General features: G+C 65.1%; 23 protein-coding genes. 10 read left to right on the forward strand and 13 right to left on the reverse strand.

The genetic code is table 11. The annotated features are described in order from the left end of the window. Complete coding sequence (locus tag BLW40_RS00940) at nt 1-1392, reverse strand: ethanolamine ammonia-lyase subunit EutB (protein ID WP_074764618.1); 1392 nt, start codon at nt 1390-1392, stop codon at nt 1-3. A 237-nt stretch (nt 1393-1629) separates the two neighbouring features. Further along, a complete protein-coding gene (locus BLW40_RS00945) occupies nt 1630-1833 on the reverse strand; it encodes a TOBE domain-containing protein (RefSeq protein WP_074764620.1) in 204 nt (67 codons plus the stop codon). Between the two features lie 408 nt (nt 1834-2241). On the opposite strand from BLW40_RS00945, the gene BLW40_RS18040 reads away from it, so the two are divergent. The 3 genes from BLW40_RS18040 (at nt 2242) to BLW40_RS00955 (ending at nt 4781) form a co-directional block, all read left to right on the forward strand. Next, entirely contained in the window at nt 2242-2370 is a 129-nt protein-coding gene (locus BLW40_RS18040; protein ID WP_280139879.1) for a hypothetical protein, read from the forward strand. A 61-nt stretch (nt 2371-2431) separates the two neighbouring features. Beyond that, on the forward strand, nt 2432-3604 hold the full coding sequence (gene nhaA / locus BLW40_RS00950) for a Na+/H+ antiporter NhaA (RefSeq protein ID WP_074764622.1): 1173 nt from the start codon (nt 2432-2434) through the stop codon (nt 3602-3604). 70 nt (nt 3605-3674) lie between these two features. Next, nucleotides 3675-4781, forward strand: coding sequence for an NADH:flavin oxidoreductase/NADH oxidase (locus BLW40_RS00955; protein WP_074764624.1), 1107 nt, complete (start codon nt 3675-3677; stop codon nt 4779-4781). Nucleotides 4782-4845: 64 nt separating this feature from the next. On the opposite strand, the gene BLW40_RS00960 is transcribed toward BLW40_RS00955, so the two are convergent. The 8 genes from BLW40_RS00960 to BLW40_RS00995 all read right to left on the reverse strand — a co-directional run bounded on the left by BLW40_RS00960 (nt 4846) and on the right by BLW40_RS00995 (nt 13377). Next, the gene (locus BLW40_RS00960) at nt 4846-6465 is read right to left on the reverse strand and encodes a GMC family oxidoreductase (RefSeq protein ID WP_074764625.1); all 1620 of its coding nucleotides are present in this window, start codon (nt 6463-6465) and stop codon (nt 4846-4848) included. Next, nucleotides 6459-7250, reverse strand: coding sequence for an ABC transporter ATP-binding protein (locus tag BLW40_RS00965; protein ID WP_074764627.1), 792 nt, complete (start codon nt 7248-7250; stop codon nt 6459-6461). Before BLW40_RS00965 ends, BLW40_RS00960 begins: the two co-directional genes overlap by 7 nt. Then, complete coding sequence (locus tag BLW40_RS00970; RefSeq protein WP_244511011.1) at nt 7244-8293, reverse strand: ABC transporter permease; 1050 nt, start codon at nt 8291-8293, stop codon at nt 7244-7246. The genes BLW40_RS00965 and BLW40_RS00970 overlap by 7 nt, the downstream gene beginning before the upstream one ends. Next, the gene (locus BLW40_RS00975) at nt 8274-9293 is read right to left on the reverse strand and encodes an ABC transporter substrate-binding protein (RefSeq protein ID WP_074764629.1); all 1020 of its coding nucleotides are present in this window, start codon (nt 9291-9293) and stop codon (nt 8274-8276) included. Before BLW40_RS00975 ends, BLW40_RS00970 begins: the two co-directional genes overlap by 20 nt. A 100-nt stretch (nt 9294-9393) precedes the next feature. Further along, nucleotides 9394-9999: a hypothetical protein gene (locus tag BLW40_RS00980; protein WP_074764631.1), complete on the reverse strand. Its 606-nt coding sequence runs from the start codon at nt 9997-9999 to the stop codon at nt 9394-9396. A gap of 93 nt (nt 10000-10092) precedes the next feature. Further along, nucleotides 10093-10776 carry a TonB family protein gene (locus BLW40_RS00985; protein WP_074764633.1) on the reverse strand — a complete coding sequence of 228 codons (684 nt, stop codon included), beginning with the start codon at nt 10774-10776 and terminating at the stop codon, nt 10093-10095. Continuing rightward, nucleotides 10776-12932: a TonB-dependent receptor gene (locus BLW40_RS00990; RefSeq protein WP_083386560.1), complete on the reverse strand. Its 2157-nt coding sequence runs from the start codon at nt 12930-12932 to the stop codon at nt 10776-10778. The genes BLW40_RS00985 and BLW40_RS00990 overlap by 1 nt, the downstream gene beginning before the upstream one ends. A gap of 73 nt (nt 12933-13005) precedes the next feature. After that, a complete protein-coding gene (locus BLW40_RS00995) occupies nt 13006-13377 on the reverse strand; it encodes a DUF2946 family protein (protein WP_074764634.1) in 372 nt (123 codons plus the stop codon). A gap of 179 nt (nt 13378-13556) precedes the next feature. On the opposite strand from BLW40_RS00995, the gene BLW40_RS01000 reads away from it, so the two are divergent. From BLW40_RS01000 to BLW40_RS01015, 4 genes are all read left to right on the forward strand, one after another. Continuing rightward, nucleotides 13557-14372, forward strand: coding sequence for a CoA transferase subunit A (locus BLW40_RS01000; protein WP_074764636.1), 816 nt, complete (start codon nt 13557-13559; stop codon nt 14370-14372). After that, nucleotides 14369-15103, forward strand: a complete 735-nt coding sequence (locus BLW40_RS01005) for a CoA-transferase (RefSeq protein ID WP_074764638.1) — start codon at nt 14369-14371, stop codon at nt 15101-15103. The genes BLW40_RS01000 and BLW40_RS01005 overlap by 4 nt, the downstream gene beginning before the upstream one ends. 4 nt (nt 15104-15107) lie before the next feature. Further along, entirely contained in the window at nt 15108-16472 is a 1365-nt protein-coding gene (locus tag BLW40_RS01010) for a phenylacetate--CoA ligase family protein (protein ID WP_074764641.1), read from the forward strand. Nucleotides 16473-16595: 123 nt separating this feature from the next. Further along, nucleotides 16596-17339: an enoyl-CoA hydratase/isomerase family protein gene (locus BLW40_RS01015; RefSeq protein WP_074764643.1), complete on the forward strand. Its 744-nt coding sequence runs from the start codon at nt 16596-16598 to the stop codon at nt 17337-17339. On the opposite strand, the gene BLW40_RS01020 is transcribed toward BLW40_RS01015, so the two are convergent. The 3 genes from BLW40_RS01020 to BLW40_RS01030 are packed head-to-tail and all read right to left on the reverse strand — an operon-like array spanning nt 17336 to nt 20169. Next, nucleotides 17336-18535 (reverse strand): PLP-dependent transferase, encoded by a 1200-nt coding sequence (locus BLW40_RS01020; protein WP_074764645.1) that lies wholly within the window; start codon nt 18533-18535, stop codon nt 17336-17338. The genes BLW40_RS01015 and BLW40_RS01020 overlap by 4 nt on opposite strands. Nucleotides 18536-18559: 24 nt before the next feature. Beyond that, entirely contained in the window at nt 18560-19183 is a 624-nt protein-coding gene (locus BLW40_RS01025) for a dimethylsulfonioproprionate lyase family protein (protein ID WP_170834502.1), read from the reverse strand. Then, complete coding sequence (locus BLW40_RS01030) at nt 19180-20169, reverse strand: class I SAM-dependent methyltransferase (protein ID WP_074764649.1); 990 nt, start codon at nt 20167-20169, stop codon at nt 19180-19182. Before BLW40_RS01030 ends, BLW40_RS01025 begins: the two co-directional genes overlap by 4 nt. 131 nt (nt 20170-20300) lie before the next feature. Between BLW40_RS01030 and BLW40_RS01035 the strand changes: the two genes are divergently transcribed. The 3 genes from BLW40_RS01035 (at nt 20301) to BLW40_RS01045 (ending at nt 22486) form a co-directional block, all read left to right on the forward strand. Next, a complete protein-coding gene (locus tag BLW40_RS01035; RefSeq protein WP_074764651.1) occupies nt 20301-20960 on the forward strand; it encodes a DUF1847 domain-containing protein in 660 nt (219 codons plus the stop codon). Nucleotides 20961-21107: 147 nt separating this feature from the next. Beyond that, nucleotides 21108-21503 (forward strand): NifB/NifX family molybdenum-iron cluster-binding protein, encoded by a 396-nt coding sequence (locus BLW40_RS01040; protein WP_074764653.1) that lies wholly within the window; start codon nt 21108-21110, stop codon nt 21501-21503. 11 nt (nt 21504-21514) lie between these two features. Next, nucleotides 21515-22486, forward strand: coding sequence for a radical SAM protein (locus BLW40_RS01045; protein WP_083386561.1), 972 nt, complete (start codon nt 21515-21517; stop codon nt 22484-22486). The last annotated feature ends 17 nt before the right edge of the window (nt 22487-22503 follow it).

Consider the following 22503-nt stretch of genomic DNA (forward strand, 5'->3'; position numbering starts at 1 on the left):
TCAGGCTCCCTGTCCCAGCAAGCGGGTGATCGGCAGACCGCCCGCCGCCAGCGGAGCCAGCCGACCGACCGAATCGAGCATCCCCATCCGGCCCAGCCAGGCGTCGAATTCCGGGGCGGGACGCAGGTCGAGCAGATGGCGCAGGCCAAGCACGTCGTGGTAGCTGAGGCTTTGATAATTCAGCATCACGTCGTCGGCCCCCGGCACGGCGATCACGAAATTGACCCCGGCGGTGCCCAGCAACGTCATCAGGACATCCATGTCGTCCTGATCGGCCTCGGCATGATTGGTGTAACAGACGTCAACGCCCATCGGCACGCCGAGCAGCTTGCCGCAACAATGGTCTTCAAGACCGGCGCGGATGATCTGTTTCGAATCGTAGAGGTATTCCGGCCCGATGAAGCCGACGACGGTGTTGACCAGCAATGGCGAGAACGGCCGCGCCACGCCATAGGCCCGCACCTCGACAGTCTGCTGGTCGAGACCGTGATGGGCGTCGGCTGACAGCGCACTGCCCTGCCCGGTCTCGAAATACATCACGTTGGTGCCGACTGTGCCGCGCTGCAACGACAGCGCCGCCGCCTGGGCCTCGGCCAGCATCGACAGCGAGACGCCAAAGCCCCGGTTGGCCGCTTCGGTTCCGGCGATGCTCTGGAACACCAGATCGAGCGGGGCGCCGCGTTCGATCGCCTGGATCGAGTTGGTGACGTGGGTTAGGACACAGGTCTGGGTCGGGATGTCGAAGCGGGTGCGAACCTCGTCCAGCATCGACAAAAGCGTGATGCAGGCCGCAACATTGTCGGTGGCCGGATTGATCCCGATCACCGCGTCGCCGATCCCGAACAACAGCCCGTCCAGGGTCGAGGCGGCGATGCCCAGCGGGTCGTCGGTGGGGTGGTTGGGCTGGAGCCGGGAGCCGAGCCGCCCCGGCAGGCCGAGGGTCGAGCGGAAGGCGGTGACGACCCGGCATTTCGCCGCGACCGCGATCAGATCGGCGTTGCGCATCAGCTTCGACACCGCCGCGACCATTTCCGGGGTCAGACCGGGGGCCAGCGCCGCCAGTGTCTCGCTCGTCGCCGCATAGGACAGCAACCAGTCGCGGAACTGCCCCACCGTCATGTGGGAGACAGGAGCGAAGGCGGCCACGTCGTGTCCGTCCAGGATCAGGCGGGTGACCTCGTCCTCTTCATAGGGAACCAGCGCCTCGGACAGAAAAACCGTGAGCGGCAGATCGGCCAGCACCATCCGTGCCGCGACACGGCGCAATTCGCTGTCGGCGGCAAGACCGGCCAGTTCGTCCCCCGACCGAAGCGGCGAGGCGCAAGCCATCACCGTCTTCAGATCGGAAAAGACATGGCGTTCGCCGCCCGCATTCACCGCATACCGAGGCATTGCCGCCTCCGCCCTGTTCACTCGATAGGGGGAGTATGGCAAAGGAAGCGACCGCTCCGCTTGACATTTCAGCACAAAATTTAGGCTGTGATATTTATTGCCTATAGATTGGGCATTGAGGCGGATCTTCTCGTTTTAGACCATGGCGCCGCCACCGCCGCCCGTGCGCATCCCGCGCAACGAAAAAGGCCCCGGACGATTCCGGGGCCTTTATTGCCTGCAACGGCCGGCAAAAGCCTACTTGGCGATGATGACTTCCGACGATTTGATGATCGCCTGGACGCTGTCGCCGATCTTGAGGTCGAGATCATCGACGGCTTCGTTCGAAATCACCGAGGTCACGGTCTGTCCACTGACGTCGACCTTCACCTTGGCGACGATCTGCCCCTTAACGATTTCGATGACTTTACCGTTGAGGGCATTGCGAGCACTGAGTTTCATGAACAACCTCCATCCGAATGAAGCAGACGATATCGAAACCATCCACATCCGGATAATAACAAACGATCATGAAGAGTCAACTCTGTTGTCAAAGCGAAGGCAGATCTCGATCCGTTACGAAGTCTTCCTTCATATCGATGTCTGGTTAATTCGAACAAAGTCTATGGTGCCGTCATGGTGTTGATGGTAACAACGATTAAATCTTGGGCAAGGATCGACCCCATTCTTACCAAAGACTTCTCACAAACCCGACAGAGAAGCGCCCCTGGATTGAGAGAGTCGCAGCCCACCCCCCATCTCCCCGAATAGTTTTACCCCCTTGCCGGGCGATGGTATGGTTTCGAATCTGCTGCCGCATCGGCCTTCCCGATGTTCGGGAGGGTGCACCAACCGACGGGAGACGCCGACGTGAAAAACGAATCCTTCTGGCTGATCGCCCTGATTGCCGTCGTTCTGTTCTGCGCCGCACTTGAGGTGCAGCAATCCAATTCGGCGAACGATTCCACCTCCCCACCACAGGGCGCGGCGGACCGCTGACCACATTTTCTCCTTATTTCTTCGGCACAAGCAGCAAAACACAGCAGTTCAAGGAGCCCCGATGCCCCTTTCGACGATCCGTGCCTTTCTGCGACTTGAAGTTTCCGGCGGTATCTTGCTGGTCGCCGCCGCGATTGTGGCGATGGTCCTGGCGAACTCCCCGGCTCAATCGGGATATCTGGCGCTGCTGCATCTGCCGCTGGGATTTGTCCTCGGCGGAACCGATCTGTCGAAGAGTCTGCACCATTGGATCAATGACGGCCTGATGGCGGTGTTCTTTCTGCTGGTCGGGCTGGAGATCAAACGCGAGGCGATTTCGGGCGAATTGTCCAGCCTGCGCCGCGCCGCCCTGCCCATCCTGGCCGCGATCGGCGGGATGATTGTTCCGGCGCTGGTCTATCTCGGCTTCACCTGGGGCGATCCGGTGACGATGCGGGGCTGGGCGATTTCCTCGGCCACCGACATCGCCTTTGCCGTCGGGGTGCTGGCCCTGGCCGGACGGCGAGCCCCGCCGTCGCTGCGAATCTTCCTGCTGGCGCTGGCGATCATCGACGACCTTGGCGCGATCATCATCATTGCTTTGTTCTATACCGCCCAGATTTCGCTGACCTTCCTGGCGCTCGCCGCCGCCGCCCTGGCTGGCCTGATCGCGCTGAACCGGCTGGGCGTGACCCGCCTCCTCCCCTATCTGGTGGTGGGGGCCCTGCTCTGGCTGTTCGTGCTGGAATCGGGCGTTCACGCCACCCTGGCCGGTGTCGCGCTGGGGCTGACGATCCCGCTGCGCCAGCCTGCGGGCACGGTCCAATCGCCACCGCTGTTGCGGGCCGAGCACGCACTGCACCCCTGGGTGACTTTCGCGATCCTGCCGCTGTTCGCTTTTGCCAATGCCGGAATCCCGCTGTCCGACGCAGATCCGGCGGTACTGTCCCATCCGGTTACGCTGGGGGTGGCGCTGGGGCTGTTCCTGGGCAAGCAGGCTGGGATCATGCTGGCGATCGGGCTGGGTCTTGCGTTGAAGATCGGCGCATTGCCTGCCGGTGCCACCCCGCGCCAGCTCTACGCGATGGCGGTCCTGACCGGGATCGGCTTTACCATGAGTCTGTTCATCGGCACCCTGGCCTTCACCGATCCCACCTATGACGTCCCGGTCCGGTTGGGCGTTCTGGGCGGCTCGCTGTTGTCGGCGGCGCTGGGCTTCGCCCTGCTGACGGTAGGAGTGAAACGGCGGAACTGATCCGGGGCTTGCTCCGGATGAGACAGATCGGTATCATCTTGACCTTCTTCCAAGGTCGAGTGAGGGTAGCATGAGCCAACCGATCCTGTTCCAGCCGCTTTCTCTGCGCGGACTGACGCTGTCCAACCGCGTCGGTGTCGCTCCGATGTGCCAGTACAGCGCCCGCGACGGGCAGGCCCAGGACTGGCACGTTCAGCATTACGGCGCACTGGCGGCCTCGGGTCCGGGAATGGTGACGATCGAAGCCACCGGCGTGGTGCCCGAAGGACGGATTTCGGCCTATTGCCTGGGGCTTTACGACGAGGCGAGCGAAGCGGCGATGACCCGTCTCGTCGCATCGCTGAAACATGTCGGAACCAGCGCGGTCGCGATTCAGCTCGCCCATGCCGGGCGCAAGGCGGCGGCGATGCGGTCATGGGACGGCGGCGGTCCGGCTCCCGACGGCTGGCCGACCCTGTCGGCCTCGGACCTCGCGTTCGGTCCCGGCTGGCCCGCGCCCAAGGCAGCAACCGCCGACGATCTCGACCGGGTCACCGAGGGCTTCGTCCAGGCCGCGCAGCGGGCCTTGCGCGCCGGAATCGACGCGATCGAACTCCATTCGGCCCACGGCTATCTGCTCCACCAGTTCCTGTCGCCGCTGACCAACCGTCGCACCGACCGTTATGGCGGCTCGCTCGACAACCGGATGCGCTTCCCGCTCGAAGTGGTGGCAGCGCTGCGCCAAGCATGGCCAGCGGATAAGCCGCTCGGCATCCGCATCAGCGCCACCGATTGGGCCGAGGGCGGCTGGGATATCGACGAGGCGGTGATTTATGCGCAGGCGTTCCGCGACGCCGGAATCGATTATGTCTGCGTCTCGACCGGCGGGTTGGTGCCCGACGCCAAGGTGCCGGTCGGACCGGGCTACCAGCGCCCGTTCGCCCGTCGCATTCGCGCCGAAACCGGCCTCGTCACCCGCGCCGTCGGGCTGATCGCGTCCGGCCTCGACGCCGAGGCGACCTTGCAGGACGGCGACGCCGATCTGATCGCGATCGGGCGCGGCTTCCTCGACGATCCGCGCTGGACCTGGCGCGCCGCCGAGGCGCTGGGGGTCGAACTGGCCACCCCGCCGCAATATATCGCCGCCCGCCCCCGCTTCTGGCCGGGGGCCGCGCTGACCCGCCCGAAGGCGAAATAGCGCATCAGCAAAGCCGACGGGGGACGAGGCGACGCCCGCCCCTCCCCCGTCGGAGCCTTGGCGCTCAGGCCGCGCTGGCGTCGGCGAGGATCAGATCGGCGGCGCGTTCGGCAATCGCGATCACCGGCGCATTGGTGTTCCCCGAGACCAGAATCGGCATGATCGAGGCATCGACGACGCGCAGGCCGCCGATGCCATGAACCCGCAATCGGGCATCGACCACCGCCTCGGCGCCCCGCCCCATCTTGCAGGTTCCGGCGGGATGGTAGAGGGTCCGCCCGCTCTCCCGCGCGAACTCAAGCAGATCGTCATCGCTGACAATTCCGGAACCGGGCGAGGTCTCATCGACCAGGAACGGGGCCAGGGCCGGTTGCGCGGCGATGGCGCGGCCCAATCCCAGCGCCCGAACCAAAGTGGCGCGATCGCGCTCGGCGTCGAGATAGTTAGGCCGAATCGACGGGGGCCGCAACGGGTCGGGCGAGGCGATCGTGATCGAGCCCCGGCTTTCGGGGCGAAGCTGGCACGGCCCCAGGGTAATCCCCGGCTGGCGCTCCAGTTCGTTGCTGCGGGGATCGAGTGTCGCGGGCATGTAATGGAACTGAATGTCGGGGCGGAGACCGTCAATGCCGCTGGCGGCAACCAGATTGACCTGGGCGGCACTCGCGCTCAACAGCCCGCGTCCGCCGAACAGATAACGGGCAATCTCCCACCCCAGCCGGGGCCAGCGGGATTGCTGGTTGACCGTCACCGCGTGGCGCACCCGGTATTTCAGATCGACGATATAATGATCCTGAAGATTGGCGCCGACGCCGCGCAGATTGGAGCGGATCGCGATCCCGTGTCCGCTCAGGATCTCGGCCGGGCCTATTCCCGAAAGCTGAAGAATCTGCGGCGAACCGATCGCTCCCGCGCTCAAGATCACCTCACGCCCGGCCCGGATCTCTTCCTCGTGGCCTTGGCGCAGGAAGCGCAGCCCGACCACCCGCCGCCCCTCGAACGACAAAGCGGTGACATGAGCGTCGGTGATGATCCGCAAATTCTTGCGCCGCCGCGCCCGCCGCAGATAGGCGACGGCGGTGCTATAACGGCGACCATGGCGGACAGTCTGCTGGAAATACCCGGCTCCATCGGCCCGGCTGCCGTTGAAATCGTCGGTCCGGGGCAGACCGGCTTGCTCGGCGGCGTCGATCAGTGCCGCCGAGAGCGGATGGCGCAGGCTGGGATCGCTGACCGCCAACGGCCCGCCAATGCCATGAAACGGATCGGCGCCGCGCTGCTGATCCTCGGCCCGGATGAAATAGGGCAGCAGATCGCTCCAGCCCCAGCCGGGATTGCCCAGCGCCCGCCAATCATCGTAATCCTCGGCCTGCCCTCGGATGTACAGCAAGCCGTTGATCGCCGAAGACCCGCCCAGAACCTTGCCGCGCGGCCAGGAAATCTGGCGGAAGCGGGTGCCGGGCTGGGGGTCGGTGCGGTACAGCCAATTGCCGCGTGGGTGGGTGCGGTTCCACACATAGCCGACCGGAATGTGGAAAGAGGGATGCCGACCGGCTCCCCCGGCTTCGATCAGCACCACTCGGTACAGACCGTTGGCGCTCAGCCGGTCGGCCAGGACGCATCCGGCCGACCCGCCGCCGACGATCACGAAATCGGCGCTCTCGGAATCGTGTGCGCGCGTCACCATGTCTCGGCCAATCCCAGCAATTCCATCGCCTTATGCCTCAATCCGGTCAGATAGGGATCGCTGCGGTGACGGGGGTAAGGCCGCTCGATCACGATATCAGCCTTGATCCGCGCCGGGCGGCCGCTGAACACCACCAACCGGGTCGCCATGAACAGGGCTTCCTCGATATCGTGGGTGACCAGCAAGGTGGTGAAGTTGGAGCGCTGCCACAGCGCCACCAGCTCCGACTGCATCGAAATCCGGGTGATCGAATCGAGCTTGCCCAGCGGCTCGTCGAGGATCAGCAGGCGGGGATCGTTGACCAGGGCGCGGGCCAGCGCGGCGCGCTGGGCCATGCCGCCCGACAATTGCTGAGGAAACGCCTTGGCGAACCCGTCCAGCCCGACCAGCGAAATCGCCTCGCCGATGCGGTGGCGATGGCTTTTCAGCAGCCCCTGGGCCTGGAGGCCAAGGGCGACATTGTCGTGCACAGTGCGCCAGGGATACAGGGTCGGGTCCTGGAACACCACCACCCGCGACGGGTCCGGCCCGGCAATCGGGAGGCCGTCGGCCTCGATGCTGCCCGATTTCGGCGTGTCCAACCCGGCGACAAGGCGCAGCAGGGTCGATTTGCCGCACCCGCTGGGGCCTAGCAGGGCGACGAACTCGCCCGGTTGAATATCAAGAGAGACATCGGACAGAACCGGCAGCACCTGACCGTCGAGGTCGAAGCTGTGATCGACATGCTCGATCGACACCGCCATGCCGGGCAGAACCGCCGGTTCGGCTTGGGCGAGCGCTACCATCTGACCAGCCCCTTTTGCCAGGATAACAGGTGGTTACGGACCTTGAACAACAAGGTGACCAGCGAGGAGCACACCACCGCCATCACCAGCAGCGCGGCATACATGTTGCCATAGGCCGCCCACCCCTGCGCCCATTGCAGATACCAGCCAAGGCCGGCCTTGACCCCCATCATCTCGGCGACGACCAGGACGACGAAGGCGCTGGTCAGCCCCATGAACAGGCCGACGAAGACGTGGGGCAGCGCCGCCGGAATGGCGACCCGCAGCACCAGAAAGCGCTCCTTGCCCCCCAGGGTGCGGGCGATGTCGTAATAGCTCGACGGCACGCTGGAGACTCCCGACCAGGTCAGGATCGCGACCGGAATCCCCGTCGCCAAGGCGATCAGGAACACGCTGGCGCTCCAGCTGGAGGGAAACAGGAAAAAGGCGACCGGCAACCAGGCGACCGGCGGCAGCGGCCCGATCAGCCGCAGGATCGGATGGCCCCAATAGGCGGCGGCCCGCGACCAGCCGATCGACACCCCGACGACGAAACCGGTTGCCGCGCCAAACGCGAAGCCGACTCCCAACAGCGCAATCGAGTGATAGGCGCATTCGAACAGACGGGGCCAATCATCGAGATAGGCTTCCAGCAGCCCCTGCGGCGGCACGAAGAAGGGCGGCGGCAGCCACATCAGCTTCGCGGTCACCGCTTCCCAGCCGGTTGCGGCCAGACCGAGCGCGACCAGCCACGCGCCAGAGGTCTTAACCCGCGCGAGCACAGGACCACTTAGAGAGCCCGCCAGACCGACGGCAAGCAGCACCCCGCCGATCGCCGCCTCAATCGCGGCAAGCTGCGCGGTATAGGTCCATTCATTGACGTCGTCCCACGCCCCCGTCACCAGGGCGGCCGCCAGCCAGGCCAAACCTGCCAACAGCCCGCCATACCAGGGGGCGTAATTGGTCCCGACGGCGGGGATGGTCCGGTGCGGAGCCGCTTTCGCTCCGCCGCGCAGGACCAGAGTGTTGGCGGTTTCCATCGGATCAGCCCAACACATCGACATAGACCCGGTCCGCATATTTCTGCGGATCGGTCGTCGGCTTCAATACGTTGATCTGTTTCAATTCCTCGGCATAGAGGACGATTTCCTGACGGAAGGCGGTGCCGACCGGGGAATGACCGTGGGTGTGGGTCTTCAGCATCGCGATCAGATCCTCGACGCTGCTTTTGGGCGAATAAGGCTGGAACGCTTCGGCGGCCAGACGCGGTTCGTTGTTGGTCAGGGTCTGGGCGTCGAGCAGGGCCCGGTAAATCCGGCCCGCCGTCGGCTTGTCCTGGCGCAGCAACGAGCCGCGCACGCCAACTAGGCAGCACAGCCGGTTGGCATATTCCCCGTTCAGGTTGGTCGCGACCTCGAACAGATTGGGATAGCGCTTGAGGAACAGCCAGGTCAGCGGATCGGAATGGCTGAGGGCCTGAATTTCTCCCTTTTCCGCCGCCAGCGGCAAAAGATCGGCGGGATATTGCCGCCAATTGATGTCCTTGACCGGGTCAAGCCCGCGCTTTTGCGCCAGCAGCGAGAAGAAATTCTTGTCCGGCCCGCCCAGATCGGGGGTGCCGACCGTCTTGCCCTTCAGGCTGGTGATATCCTCGGTCACGCCGGTGCCCTGGACCCCCAGCAACCGCAGGCAGCCGCCATGAGTGCCGCCGACCAGTTTGACATCGAAGCCTTGTTCGAGCGGCTTGATCCAGCGCAACGCCATGCCGACGGCAGCATCGGCCTTGCCGGTGGCCAAGGTTTCCAGCAATTGATCGGTCGATCCGGCGAAATTGATCAACTCGACATCAAGGCCATGCTTCTTGAACAAACCGCTGCTTTTGGCCAGGGCGACCGGCGCCAGGCAGGCGGCGTTGGCGTTCCAGGCGAAGCGGATCGGCTTCAACTCGGCGGTGGACGCGACGGATTGGGCAAAGGCGCCCCCACCCAGTGGGGCAGCAATCCCGGCCGCGGCGGCACCAATCAGAACGGAGCGGCGCGAAAGGGGGATCGAGATATCGGCCATGGCAGGATTCCCATTGTGATCAGGGTCGTCAGCAACCGGACAGTCGGATATGACCACTCATTACCCCACCGAGTCAATAGACTAGTAGAATGGTAATCTGTTAGCCGCTCCGCGCTCGCTCCAGGCGGGACTCCCGGCTCCATTGAATCAGGAGGCCCAGGGCGATCATCGTCAGCCCTACCCCACCCAGAACCGGGCCGAGCGGGGCCAGGGAAAGAGCCAGATCGACCGGAAGCCCGACCATCGCCACCGCGACTGCCCAACTGGGCGCGATGCAACATGCCACCCACCCCAGACTGGTCAGGCAAAGGGTGACGATCATCGCCCCGGGATTGATCAAGGCGGACGAAACGCGGATCCGCTGTCGGTGCCGACGTGCCGCCAGCCAGATCGCCACGACCAGAGCGCTCGCCAACAGATTGGCGGGAAGGAAGTGTAGAGACCATTCCGGAAGGGGCGTATCCGGCATCGAGCGGCGCACCTCGAACAGCGGCTCGCGCAGCACAACCGGCAGGGCCATCCCAAGCCGGGGGGTATGAGTCAGAACGATACGAAGATTGTCGGCCCAGGGATGAACCCGCACATTGTCGGGCCAATGACCGCTGCGCAGCGTCGCCAGCCCGATCAGGGCAGCCTGGAGCAGGACGACGACGAGCAGGACGCGGCCCAAAAATCCAAGGCGAGACAGATGATTGGGAGACGGCATACCAGAAACTTCCGCTGCGATCAGGACGAGACGGATCACTCTGCCCCATCATAATTCGAATATCTAGTAGACTTGTTGTTTTATTGGCGCAACTCACCGGACCTGGACCGGCACGCTGAAGCTCAAGGCCGTGTCGCCGATTGCGTCCGGCGGCGAGGGAAAGGGCGCGGCGGCGGCCAGTCCGGCCAGCACCGCCCGATCCAACAGTTCTTCGCCACTGGAGCGGACGATAGCCGCCTGGATCACTGTCCCATCCCGCGACACCGTAAAAGCCAGCAAAACCGTGCCGCGCCGACGCACCCCGCGTGGCCGGTGGGCGAGAAGATGGGTCCAGACCGCTTCGGCATAGCGGCGCACCTCCGCCGCCTCGTCTCGGTCGGGGAGCACCGGGGCGGAATCGGTGGGCGAGACAGAAGCGCTCGCCGGACCCACCGAAGCGAGCGCGGTGTCAGGCACCAACGGGTCCGACTCCCCCGCCCCCACCGGTGCCGGTGCCGGTTTCACCGGGGGCGCTGCCGTCATGACCCGATGCGGACGCGCCGCCATCGTCGCCGGACGGGGCGGAACAACCTCTGGCGGACGGGACGGCTCGGCAGGGGCAACGGCAGGCGGTGTCAGCACGATCTCGACCAAGATCGCCGGATCACCTTGGCTCGGCCCGACCGGAGCGGTCGAGGCGGCGACGATCCAGGCCAGCACCGCCGCATGTCCCGCCAGAGACAGCAGCACGCCCAGGCCAAAAGACCGCCATCCCCAACCGATCCGGTCGGAGGTCATCAGAACCGGACCGTGAGTCCGGCGTTGAACGAGCGTCCCGGCGAGGCGAGCGGCCCATAGGGCTGACTCCACCCGCTTTGGCTGAACCCGATGTAATCGACCCCGCCCAGAGGCGCGTAATACTGGGTATCGAACAGATTGGTGATCCCGAAATCGACGCGGATCACCTCGATATCGTAAGAACTGCGCAGATCGAACACCGCATATTCCGGCGTCACCGGCTGGTGGCGCAGGGTGCTGACGTCGGTGGAACGACCGACCAGACGGGCCTCGATCCCGTTGCTCCACCGGCCGATTTTCTGATCCAGACCGATCTTGGCGTTGATTGGCATCAGGTGATAGAGGCTGTCTCCGGTATTGAGCCGCTCGCCCTGGACCCACCCCAGTGCCCCGGTCAGATCGAACCGGCCATAGGATTCGCTGACCGCCAGTCGCTTGCGCCCACCGAGATCGACGCCATACAGCAGCGCGTCATGGTTGGCGAAGCGATACAGCGAAAAGCCCGTGCGCGCGGGACGGCCAGTGTAATCCTTCACCTTGTCGACATCGATGTAATCGCGGACATAGGTGATGTAGGGCGTCGCCTTGATCCCCCAATCGTCCCGCGCTTCGTCGTGCCAATCGCCGCTGATACTGGCGGTGTAGGCGGTTTCCGGTTTCAGATTGACGTCACCGATATAACCGTTGCCATCGCCGAACCACGTCACCATCGAACTGGCCATGCCATCCGCCGACCAGGAATAGCGTTCATACAGATTAGGCGAGCGGGTCTTGCGCGACAGGCCAGCCTCATAGGTCGAGTCCGAAGCGGGCTCGAAGCGGACCAGCCCGGTCACATCGAAATTGATGTCGGTGGTGTGATGGTCGCGGGCGTTGAACGCGGCGGCGTCGGCAGCATAAGTCGCCATAGAGCTATAGCCCTGCACTCGCCCGGCATTCATCAGCACGGTGTCGTTCCTGAGCCCGAACAACGTCGTCCATTGCGGACTCCACGAGCGTTGCCACTCGGCATAGGTGCCGAACACGTCACGGCTGCCGTCCTTGATGTTGATGAAGGTGTTCGGCCCCATCATCCCAGCGGCGGGCCACCAATCGTTCAGCGTGGTGCTGTGCAATTCGTGGCCGACCCGCAGCAGATCGGTGGCCGTCAACGGAATCTCGCCCTTGACCGAATAACCGAGATCGCGCCCCGCCGTGTACATCGGCATGCTGCCGGTCGCACTCTTCTCCGGCAGGAAGTTCATGAAATGCTCGACCTTCTGCCAATAGAGCCGGGTCTCCAGCGTTCCCCAATCGAATGCCTTGTTCAGGCTTGAATTGAGAAACGTACTGCGGTTCCACAGCAGATCCATCCGCTGGTTGGGATAGCCCTCATAGGGGATGAATTGCTGGCCGCCCTGAAGGGTGAACAAGGTGCCGTCTCCGCGCGCGGCCAGGGTGGCGGCGTGGTTGAGGGCGGCATACTGACTGACGCCGACGCGGTTGCCGTTGCCGTCCTGGTAATTGCGCGCCCGCACCCCCGATCCGGTATAGCCGAGGCTGACATCCTCGGTCGCCACCGTGCCCGACACCGCACCGGACAGTGTGCGGGCATTGCTGCGATAGAACGAGGACAGACTGCCTTCGGTGTGAACGCCTTCGTTCGGCGCAGCAAACACCGGCGAAGCCGATTTGACCGCGATCGTCGAGCCGCTGCTGTCGCCGCCCTGGCTGACCGGGGTGATCCCGGCCACGACGTCGATACTGCCGATCCGGCTCGGGTCGATATAGGAGGTCGCCGGGTTCATATGATTGGGGCAGGCCGAACTCAGCGGCATGCCGTCGATCAGAACCCGGTTGCGGTCGTCGCCCAGGCCACGCACCGTCGGCAGACCGGAAACACCACCACCGGTGGCGGAGTCCACGCCGGGAATCGTGCCCAGCACAGCGGCGGTATCGCTGACGAAGGCACGGCGGGCGGCCAAGGCTTCGCCCTCAAGAGTGGTGGTCGATTGAGTCCGATACTCCGTCGATGTCTCGGCATCGACCGGAAGGGGGGGAAGTTCGGTCGCGGTCTGGGCTATCGCCCGTTCCATGGGAAAAGCGGCCATCCCCGACAAAAGGGCGACAGCGGCGGCGGACAGGCGGAGGTGCTCCGCGAAAAGACGATGCGGCATCGGGAATCCTTGACGCGCGGACAACGGGAGGTCCGTTCGAAAATCTGCGTTCGGGGCGACGATCAGCGAGGCGTCAAACGCCCGGCGGGGCCCGGGGCGGAGCCCAGGGGCGGACAGGTTCGGGCTGAACCGGCACCATCGCAGGGGGCCGCGCCACCGCCATGTCCCAGCGCGGACCGGGCACTGGCACCGCCACCTCTTCCGTCAGAGCAAGATGGCCCTGCAACAGCGGCAGGCAGAACAGGCAATGGACGCAATCGGCCTGTCCGGCGGGGAGAATGGGGGCTTCCGTTGGCGCCTGCCGTTGCGTCCCGCAGATCGGCCCCTCCGCCATTGCCCGGTCCTGAACGCTCGCCACCGTCACCGTCGGCATCAGCGCAGCCGCCGCCACCTGAAAGACGATCAGGACCAATCCAAACCACGAGATCAGGCGGAATCGGGTCATGCAGGCAGGGCTTCGTCCCGGCGGGAAGCGTTGCGATCGCCCCGCCCTTGTCACGGGGCGGGACAGGAGGTCTTGACGGCGCCATTTATCTTGTAGTCTACTAGATTGAAGTTTTAAAGGAGATTTGCGGTGCCCCGTGCCGTCACCCTCGGAATCGCACCACCCCGTTCCTGCCCGACATGAGTCCCCGCCCCGATAAACGGGTTGGTCTCGACGATCTGGCCGCCGCCATTCCCAGCCGATCCTTGCTGGCGATTCCCGCCGATTACGGTGGACCGGCGATTGCCGCCAGCCTGGCTCTGCTGCGCCGGGGCGTCCGTGATCTGCGTCTGGTGACCGCGCCGACCTCCGGGCTTCAGGCCGATCTGCTGATCGGAGCCGGGGCCGTTGCCGAAATCGAAACGGCCGGTGTGGCCTTGGGCGAACACGGGATGGCCCATCGCTTCCGCGCCGCGATCAGCGCGGGTACGCTGAAGATCAAGGACGCGACCTGTCCCGCGCTTCATGCCGGATTCCAGGCCGCCGCCAAGGGAGTTCCCTTCCTGCCCCTGCGCGGCATCCTCGGCAGCGACCTGTTGCGCCACCGTCCCGACTGGACAGTGATCCAGAACCCCCTGACCGAGGACAGCGATCCGATCGTCCTCGTTCCCGCCATTCACCCCGACGTGGCCCTGTTTCATGCCGCGCTGGCCGACCGTTTCGGCAATGTCTGGGTGGGAGTGCGCCGCGAGTTGCTGACCCTGGCCCAGGCGGCGCGCCGCACCCTGGTGACGGTCGAAGCGATCTATGACGGCGATTTGCTGGCCGATCCGCTCCGCGCCGCCGGAACGATCCCGCATCTGTATATCGAACAGGTCGCGCTGGTCCCGGGCGGGACAAAACCGCTGGCCTATGACGGCCACACCCCCGCCGACGATGCGGCCCTGGAGCGCTATGCCGAGGCCAGCCGCAGCCAGGACGGCTTTGCCGCCCTTCTCGCCGAGTGGCTGGCATGACCGGCCGGTTTTCCTCGGCCGAATTTCTGGCCGCCACCCTCGCCCGCCTGCTGGCCGGGTCGCGAACCGTCGCGGTGGGGACGTCTTCGCCGATCCCCGCCGCCGCCGCCGTGCTGGCCAATCTGGCGGCGCGCCAGCCGATGACGGTATCGCTGCTCGGCTCGTCCCGCACCAATCCGTTCACCAGCGGCGGAGTCGAATTGTTCGATTTCGCCGCCCAGGGGCGATTGGACAGCTTCATCCTTGGTGGCGGCCAGATCGATGGAGCCGGAAACGTCAATCTGGTTGGAATCGGCGGCTATCCCACCAGTCGGGTCCGCTTTCCCGGTTGTTACGGCTCGGCCTATCTCGCCTCGCTGGTGCCCAATCTGGTGCTGTTTCGCGAGGAGCACAGCCCCCGCGTCCTGGTGCCCCAGGTCGATTTCATCAGCGCGGCGGGACGCGGCCCGACCGGAACCTACCGCCCGGGCGGGCCGTCCCATCTGCTGACCGGACGCGCCTTGTTCCGCTTCGACCACGACCGGGGCGGCTTCACCCTGCTGTCGGTTCATCCCGGCGAGACAATCGACTCGATCCGGGCCGAGACCGGCTTTGCCTTCGACACCGACCCTTCGGTCGGCGAGACGCCGCCGCCTGACGCCGCCGCTTTGGTGCTGCTGCGCGGGCCGGTCGCGGCAGGGCTGACCGAGCTTTATCCCAACTTCGTCCAACGCTTCCTGAAAACGGTCTAAGTCCATGCATCACTTCAATGTTCCGACCCGCGACCCCGGAGAATATCTCGCCGAACTGAACAGCCGCCGCTTTGAAAAACTGAAGCGGCAGATCGCCTATCTGTGGGGAAATGAAGACTATTTCCGCCCTCGCTTCATCGCTGCCGGGGTGACCTCGCCCGACGATATCCGCAGCTTTGACGATTTCCGTGCCCTGCCCCCGTTCATGGATAAGGCCAGCCACCGCGCCTCGCAGGAAGAGTCTCTGGCCCGCTACGGCCATCCGTTCGGGCTGCATCTGACTGCGCCCTTAAAGGACGTGATTCATCTGGCGGCGACCTCAGGCACCACCGGACAGCCGACCTGGTACGCCTTCACCCGCAAGGATCAGGCGATCACCAACGAGATCCTGGCCCGCTTGTTCGCGGTCGCCGGGGTCCGGCCGGGCGACACCACCTTTCACGCCTTTGGCCTGTCGCTGTGGCTGGCCGGAATCACCTTCATGCAGGCGCTCGAAGCCTATGGTGCCCGTCCCGTCGCGGTCGGGGCCGAGGGGGGCATTTCCAAAATCCTGCGTTATATCGAGATGACCCGGCCGCGCGCCCTGTTCGCGACGCCGTCGCTGGTCGCGCAATTGATCGAGCGCGCCCCGGACGAGATCGGCAAGCCGGTCGGTGCCCTTGGCATCGAAATCCTGTTCTGCTCGGGCGAGCCGGGGGTCGGCCTGCCCGCCTTCCGCGACCGAGTGACCGAAGCCTATGGCGCCCGCATTTTCGACGTGACCGGCGGCGCGTGGCACAACGGGACCATTTCCTGCGGCACCGGCTGGCACGGGATGCATCACCTCGCCGAGGATTATTGCTTCCGCTACGATCTGGTCGATCCCGTCACCCGCGCTCCGATCGAGTTGAAAGACGGCGCGGTCGGCGAAGCCCTGCACACCGCGCTGGACTACGAAGCGGCGCCGGCCTTCCGCAATGCGACCGGCGACATCTTGCGCCTGCATGTCGGCGAATGCCCCAGCTGCGGCCAGTTCGGATCGCGGATCGAGATCATCGGGCGGGCCGACGACATGCTGAACGTCAAGGGGGTGAAGGTCTATCCCTCGGCGCTTCAGGACATCGTCACCGGCTTCCTGCCCCATGTCTCGGGCCAGTTGCGGATTCGCCTCGATGGGCCGCCGCCCCGGGTCAATCCGCCGCTGAAAGTAGTGGTCGAAGCCGCCGAAACGATGCCCGCCGACGAATGGGACGGGCTGGCCCGCGCCATCGAGCAGCGCAGCCGCGACATCCTGGCGCTGCGTCCCGCCGTGACGGTGGTGCCGTTCGGGACGTTGCCGCGCTCGAACCAGAAAACCAAGCTGGTCGAGATCGTTCCGGCGCAATCGTGATCCATTTTCTCCCATCGTCAGGAGCATCAATCCGATGCCGTTCGGGCGATGCCGCTCCCTGACGCAGCCCCCGGCCGATATCCAAGACGACATCCCTGCAAGCCCTGGAGGAGCAGTAAACCGATGAGCGAACCCGTTGTGCTGACCCGGTCCGAGGACCGGGTCTTCATCATTACCTTGAACCGCCCCGACAAGCGCAATGCGCTGACCAAAGAGGTGGTCGAGCACTTGAACGCGGCGTGGCGCGCCTTTGAAGCCAGTGACGACCGCGTCGCGATCATCACCGCCAACGGCGACCGCGCCTTTACTGCCGGGGCCGATCTTGACGACATTCCCCACGATCTGTGGCGGGCGGTACCCGGCATCGGAGTCGAAGTGAGCAAGCCGGTGATCGCGGCGGTGTCGGGATGGGTGGTCGGCGGCGGTCTGCTGTTCGTTCAATATGCCGATCTGGCGGTCGCCGCCGACGACACCAAGTTCGTCTATCCCGAGGCGAAGGTCGGCTTCAGCGGCGGGCTGATCGCCTCGCTGGCAGCGCGGGTGCCGCACAAGGCGGTGATGGAACTGGTGCTGGTCGGCGACCCACTCGAGGCCCAGCGGGCCTACGAGATCGGTCTGGTCAACAAGGTGGTTCCGGCCGGACAGCAGCTTGACGCCGCGCTTGAATATGCCCGCAAGCTGGCCGCCAACGCCCCCCTGGTGCTGGCGCAATTGAAGCGCTTTGTCGGCCGCACCCTGCCCAAGGGGCCATCAGAACTGGCCGGGCTGGCCCGGCGCGAGGTCGATGCCGTCACCTTCAGCGCGGATATCGAGGAAGGGCTGGCCGCCTTCAAGGCCAAGCGGCCGCCCGTCTTCGCCGGGCGTTAGACCCGGTCCAATGCCTGGGTAAGGTCGGCCTCGATATCGTCTAGATGTTCGAGGCCGATCGACAGCACAATCCGAGCCGGGGCCAGAGCGGGCAGAACCACCGCGCTGCGGGCATCGCCAAAGGAACTGGACCGCCCCAACAGTGCTAGCGCATCGATAAAACGCGCCGCCTCGGCTGAGCCGGGCAGATCGAAGGCGATCAGCCCGCCGATCCCGCCTTGCAGGTTCGAGACCTTGGGATGGGCGGCCAGACGCGCCGCGATTTGCTCGGCATGGGCGACGTGGTGGCGAATCCGCAACGGCAGCGTCTCCAGCCCCTGGATCAGTTGGAAGACGATCAACGGACTGATCGCGCCGCCAAAATCGCGCAACAGCCCGCCCCTGGCGCGGGCGATCAGCGGCGACGCCTTCCATTGCTTGACCACCTCTGACCACACAATGCCGTGATAAGACGGGTCGGGCGTGTTGAGGGTGGGCAGACGCGCCCCCGCCGCCTCCCAATCGAAGCCGCCGCCATCAATGATGAGTCCGCCGATCGCGACACCATGACCGCCGATGAACTCACTGGCGGAATAGATCGTCACCGCCGCCCCCAACGCCAGCGGACGGAGCGACAGCGGGGTCGCGCTGTTTTCGATCAGGAGGGGAATCCCGGCCTCGTGGGCCAGCGCTGCCACCGCCGCGATGGGAAACGGGCGCAGACCGGGCCAGCCTAAGCTTTCGGCGAACCAGGCGCGGGTGCGGTCATCGCTGGCGCGGGCAAAGGCGGCGGGATCGGTGGGATCGGCCAGCCGGACCTCGATCGCGAAGCGGCGCAAGGTCAGCAGCAGCCCGGCATTGCGTCCGGTGGCAAGGTCAGCACTGACGACCAGATTATCGCCGGTCGCGGCCAGACTCAGCAACGCATACAGGGTCGCGGCGGTCCCGCTGGCGACGGCCAAGGCGGCCACGCCGCCTTCGAGCGCCGCCAGACGCCGTTCCAGCACCTCTCGCGACGGATTGATCGTCCGGGTGTAGGTGTAGCCGACCTCCTCCAGCCCGAACAGACGGCGGGCATGTTCGGTATCGCGGAACTGGAACGAGGTGGTGAGATGAATCGGCGGCGCGACCGAGCCGGTGGTCGGATCGGCACGAAACGAACCGCCATGCAGCGCCAGGGTTTCCAAGTGACGGGCAGGTGGGGAGAGGACGGTCATCGCGGCTCCTCGGGATCGAAAGACTTAATCGGCCCACACCGACGGCGAAATCACGTCGCCGGTCCAGGAATACAGCGCCAGCAGCGGTTCGGACCCGGTCCGCATCGCATGGACGAGATTGGCGGGATGAAGGATGAACGAATCCGGCGGCTGCGGGGCGGTCTCGCCCTCGGCGCTCCAGGCGGCGGTCCCGCTCAGAACATGGTACAGTTCGACCGCCGGATGACGATGCGGCAGGTAATGGGTGTCGGGACCGATCAGGGTCAGGCCGAAACAGACGCGGTCACTCGGAAACGGCGCCACCGGTCCGACGATCTCGGCCCAGCCCATCGCCGCTTCCAGCCCCGGCTGGTCGGGACGGGCGACATAGCCATAGCGCCAGGGCAGATCGGCCCCGATCCGGCGCAGCACGTCCGCGATCTCGGGAGCCAGCGGGGCCAGACGGTCCACGGCCTCTGGGAGAAAGCGGATCAGCGGATGGTGGGTCGGAGTCCAATCGAGCGGGGTTGAGCCGATCTGGTCGAGACCGGCCAGCACCGTGCCGATTTCCGCACCGACCGCATCGGAACGATCGCGGGCAGTCTCGAAACGAGAGCGCAGCAGCCGCAGCAGGTCGGCCAACGCCGGGCCGGAAGCGGTTTCGCTCATTCCGCCGCCCGCCATGTCGCATAGAGAACGGCGACGGTATGACCGATCCGCTCGCCCCGGGTCAGTGCCTCCCAGGCCGCGACCGAATCCAGCCGGTGCGGGGCGAGGTCGCGCTCGATCGCCTCGGCCCGCTCCCCGGCCACGGCCGGATCGAGACCGGCAAAGGCATCTTCCAGCACCGCGACAGGATAGAAGCTGAAAGGACCAAAGCCCTTGCGCTCCCACGCGGCATAGGCACCGATCACCTCTTCGGCCACGCCCTGAACCTTCCAGCCATAGGTCAGGATCGTCGGCTGATATCCGGCCGCCTCGGCCATCCGTTTCAGGATCGCGAGCGGCAGCCGCGCCCCCAGGGTGGCGACGACCGCGCCGCCCTCGGTCAGCATCTCGCGGGCCTGAACCAAGGCAAGGTAATGCAGCACCAACAGCCAGTCGCGGACAAAAGGCGGCACCGCCTCGGTCCGTTCCGGCACGAACGAGGCACTGGTCCGTTCCCTGCCCAGATCCTGGCCCTCGGCTAGCGGCAAATTGGGCAAATTCTCTAGAATCAGGTCGAATTTCGCGCCCGATGGCTGCAACGGCCGCAACAGATCACCCGCCCCGAACTCAATCGTCACCGCCCGCCCCGGCCGCAGATTGCGGCGAACATTGGCGGCGGCGGATTGGACGACCTCGTCAAACAAATCGGTCAGGCCGACCCGCTCGACCCCCAGCAATTCGATTGCGGCTAGGGCATCGAGCCCGACCCCGGTGCCGATGGCGCAGAACGAACGGCAGGCGGCGGCACCGCGACGGCCATGCAGGATTTTGAAGGCGGGGGCGGCGACGGTGGCGACCCAATCGCTTTGCAGATCGTCGATCTGGGGCCGAAAGGCCCGCGCGGCGACGATGAGATCAAGGCGGTCGCTGATATGGCGGGGGGCGGCGATATCGAGATAGACGCTGGTTTCGACCTCAAGATGGGTCTCGTGGGACTGGGCGGTCATGAAATACTCTCTGTCGTGAGGGCGCGACGATAACACGCCATCAGTCTAGTAGTTAATATGTTTTTATATAGCAGCCCTGCCCGCCACGCGGCTATGATACCTCCCCTCCCCGACACAGGACCCTTCCACCGATGACCAAGCCCGAGTCCGCCACCTGCTCCGAATGCGCCCAGCTCCATTGCTATCGGCACGACAAGCGCTATCCCGATTTCTGCGCCACCGTCGATCTCGATCCGGCCGAACGGGCCGATCTGGTCGAACTTTATCGCGGTGACGATATCGACGCCCGGATCGCCCGCGCTGCCGCCGAGGTCGAAGGGCTTTATTACTGCAAGCTGAACCGGGTCGAGGAAACCGTCGCTTTCGCCCGCCGCATCGGGGCGGAAAAAATCGGCATCGCCACCTGCCTTGGGCTGATCGAAGAAACCAAAATCCTGGTCAAAATCCTTCGTCTAGCCGGGTTTGAAACGGTGGCGGCGCTGTGCAAGGTCGGTTCGGTCGATAAGTCCGAGATCGGCATCGCCGAAGAGTTAAAGATCAAGTGCGGGTTCGAAGCCTGCTGCAATCCGATCCTTCAGGCCCGCCTGCTCAATCGCGAAAAGACCGGCCTTAACGTCATCATGGGCTTGTGCGTCGGCCACGATTCGCTGTTCTTCCGCCATTCCGAAGCCCCGGCCACGACCCTGGTGGTCAAGGATCGGGTGCTGGGACACAACCCGGTGGCGGGGCTTTATACCGTCAAATCCTATAGCAGCCGGATGCTGGACGAGGAGCGTCTGCGCGATCTGTGATCGTCGCGCACACCTGCCATGATAGATTATTAATATGGTAGATATATAGATTATATTGACAGAGGCAGCACCGAGCGCGTTCAATCCCGATAGCTGTGATCGTCCCGTTGCCGCAAACGGGACGATAAAGCCCAGGCGGGAGGGGACATGTCGATCAGAGTTGCCGTGGCCAGCCAAGATGGCAAAACCGTTCATCAGCATTTCGGCCAAGCCACTCAGTTCGTGATCTGTGACCTGGACGGACCGACGATCCGGGTGATCGAACGGCGGGCGAACCAGCCATCGTGCGGGGGCGATGTCGATGGCGAACCCGGTCACGACGAAGACCGCATTCAGCAGACGATTGATCTGATCGCCGATTGCCGCGCCGTGGTGGTGGCCCGGATCGGTTTGGGCGCACAGCGGCGGCTGGAGGCCCAGGGGATCGACGCCTTCATGATCCCCGATTTCATCGAGCGGGCGCTGCGCCGCCTGTCGGCCAGCGGTCTGCTCGACCAGCCGCCCGGCCCCGGTGGCGGCGGTCGGCGCTGGCTGGCCGAGTGAGCCCCGGGCCGATGACTTCACTCCCCCCACTGTCCCCCTGCTCCGCACAATCTGGCGGTGCGGCGCAACGCTGCGCCGGTCACCGCAATCCCGCCGCGGCAGACTCGCCCTTTCCCCACCTGGAAGGCCGCCACCCCTGTTTCAGCCTGACGCCGGAGGGCCATTCCCAAGCCGCCCGCCTGCATCTGCCGGTCAGTCCCGCCTGCAACATCACCTGTCGCTTCTGCCACCGCGCCTTCAACGACACCGACCATCGCCCCGGTGTCGCCCGCGCCCTGGTCTCCCCCGATCAGGCGGTTGACGTCGTTCGCCGCGCCCTTGATCTGTGCCCGTCCCTGGCGGTCGTCGGCATCGCCGGGCCGGGCGACACGCTGTGCACCGATCACGCCCTGCGCGCCTTTACCGCCATTCACACCGCCTTTCCCGATCTGATCAACTGCCTCTCGACCAACGGTCTGCGGCTGGCAGAAAAGGCCGAGGCGATTGTCGCCGCCGGAATCAAAACGGTGACGGTCACGGTCAATGCCGTCGATCCGACGATCGAGGCCGCGATCAGCCCGACCATTACCTATCGCGGCCAGCGCCTGACCGGCACCGCCGCCGCCGCACGACTGATCCTCAACCAGATCGAGGGGATTCGTCGCATCACCGCCTTGGGAGGCGTGGTCAAGGTCAATACCGTTTTGATCCCCGGCCTCAACGATTCTCATGTCGAGGCGGTGGCACGGACGGTCGCCGCAGCCGGAGCGGCAATGATCAATCTGATCCCGCTGCTACCTGCCTTCGATTTCGCCGACCGGCCCGCCCCGAGCGCGGCGCAATTGGCCAAGGCGCAGGCGGCGGCCGGGGCTCATCTGACCGTTTTCAGCCATTGCCATCGCTGCCGCGCCGATGCCTGCGGCATTCCCGGTCAAAGCGACGTCTCCGCCGTGCTTTACGGCGACACCGGTGTGAACTCCGCCGCGACGTTCTCGCACGGATAACGCCAGTTCCTAAAAAG

The sequence above is a fragment of the Magnetospirillum fulvum genome (assembly GCF_900108475.1).
Taxonomy (GTDB): Bacteria; Pseudomonadota; Alphaproteobacteria; order Rhodospirillales; family Magnetospirillaceae; genus Phaeospirillum; species Phaeospirillum fulvum_A.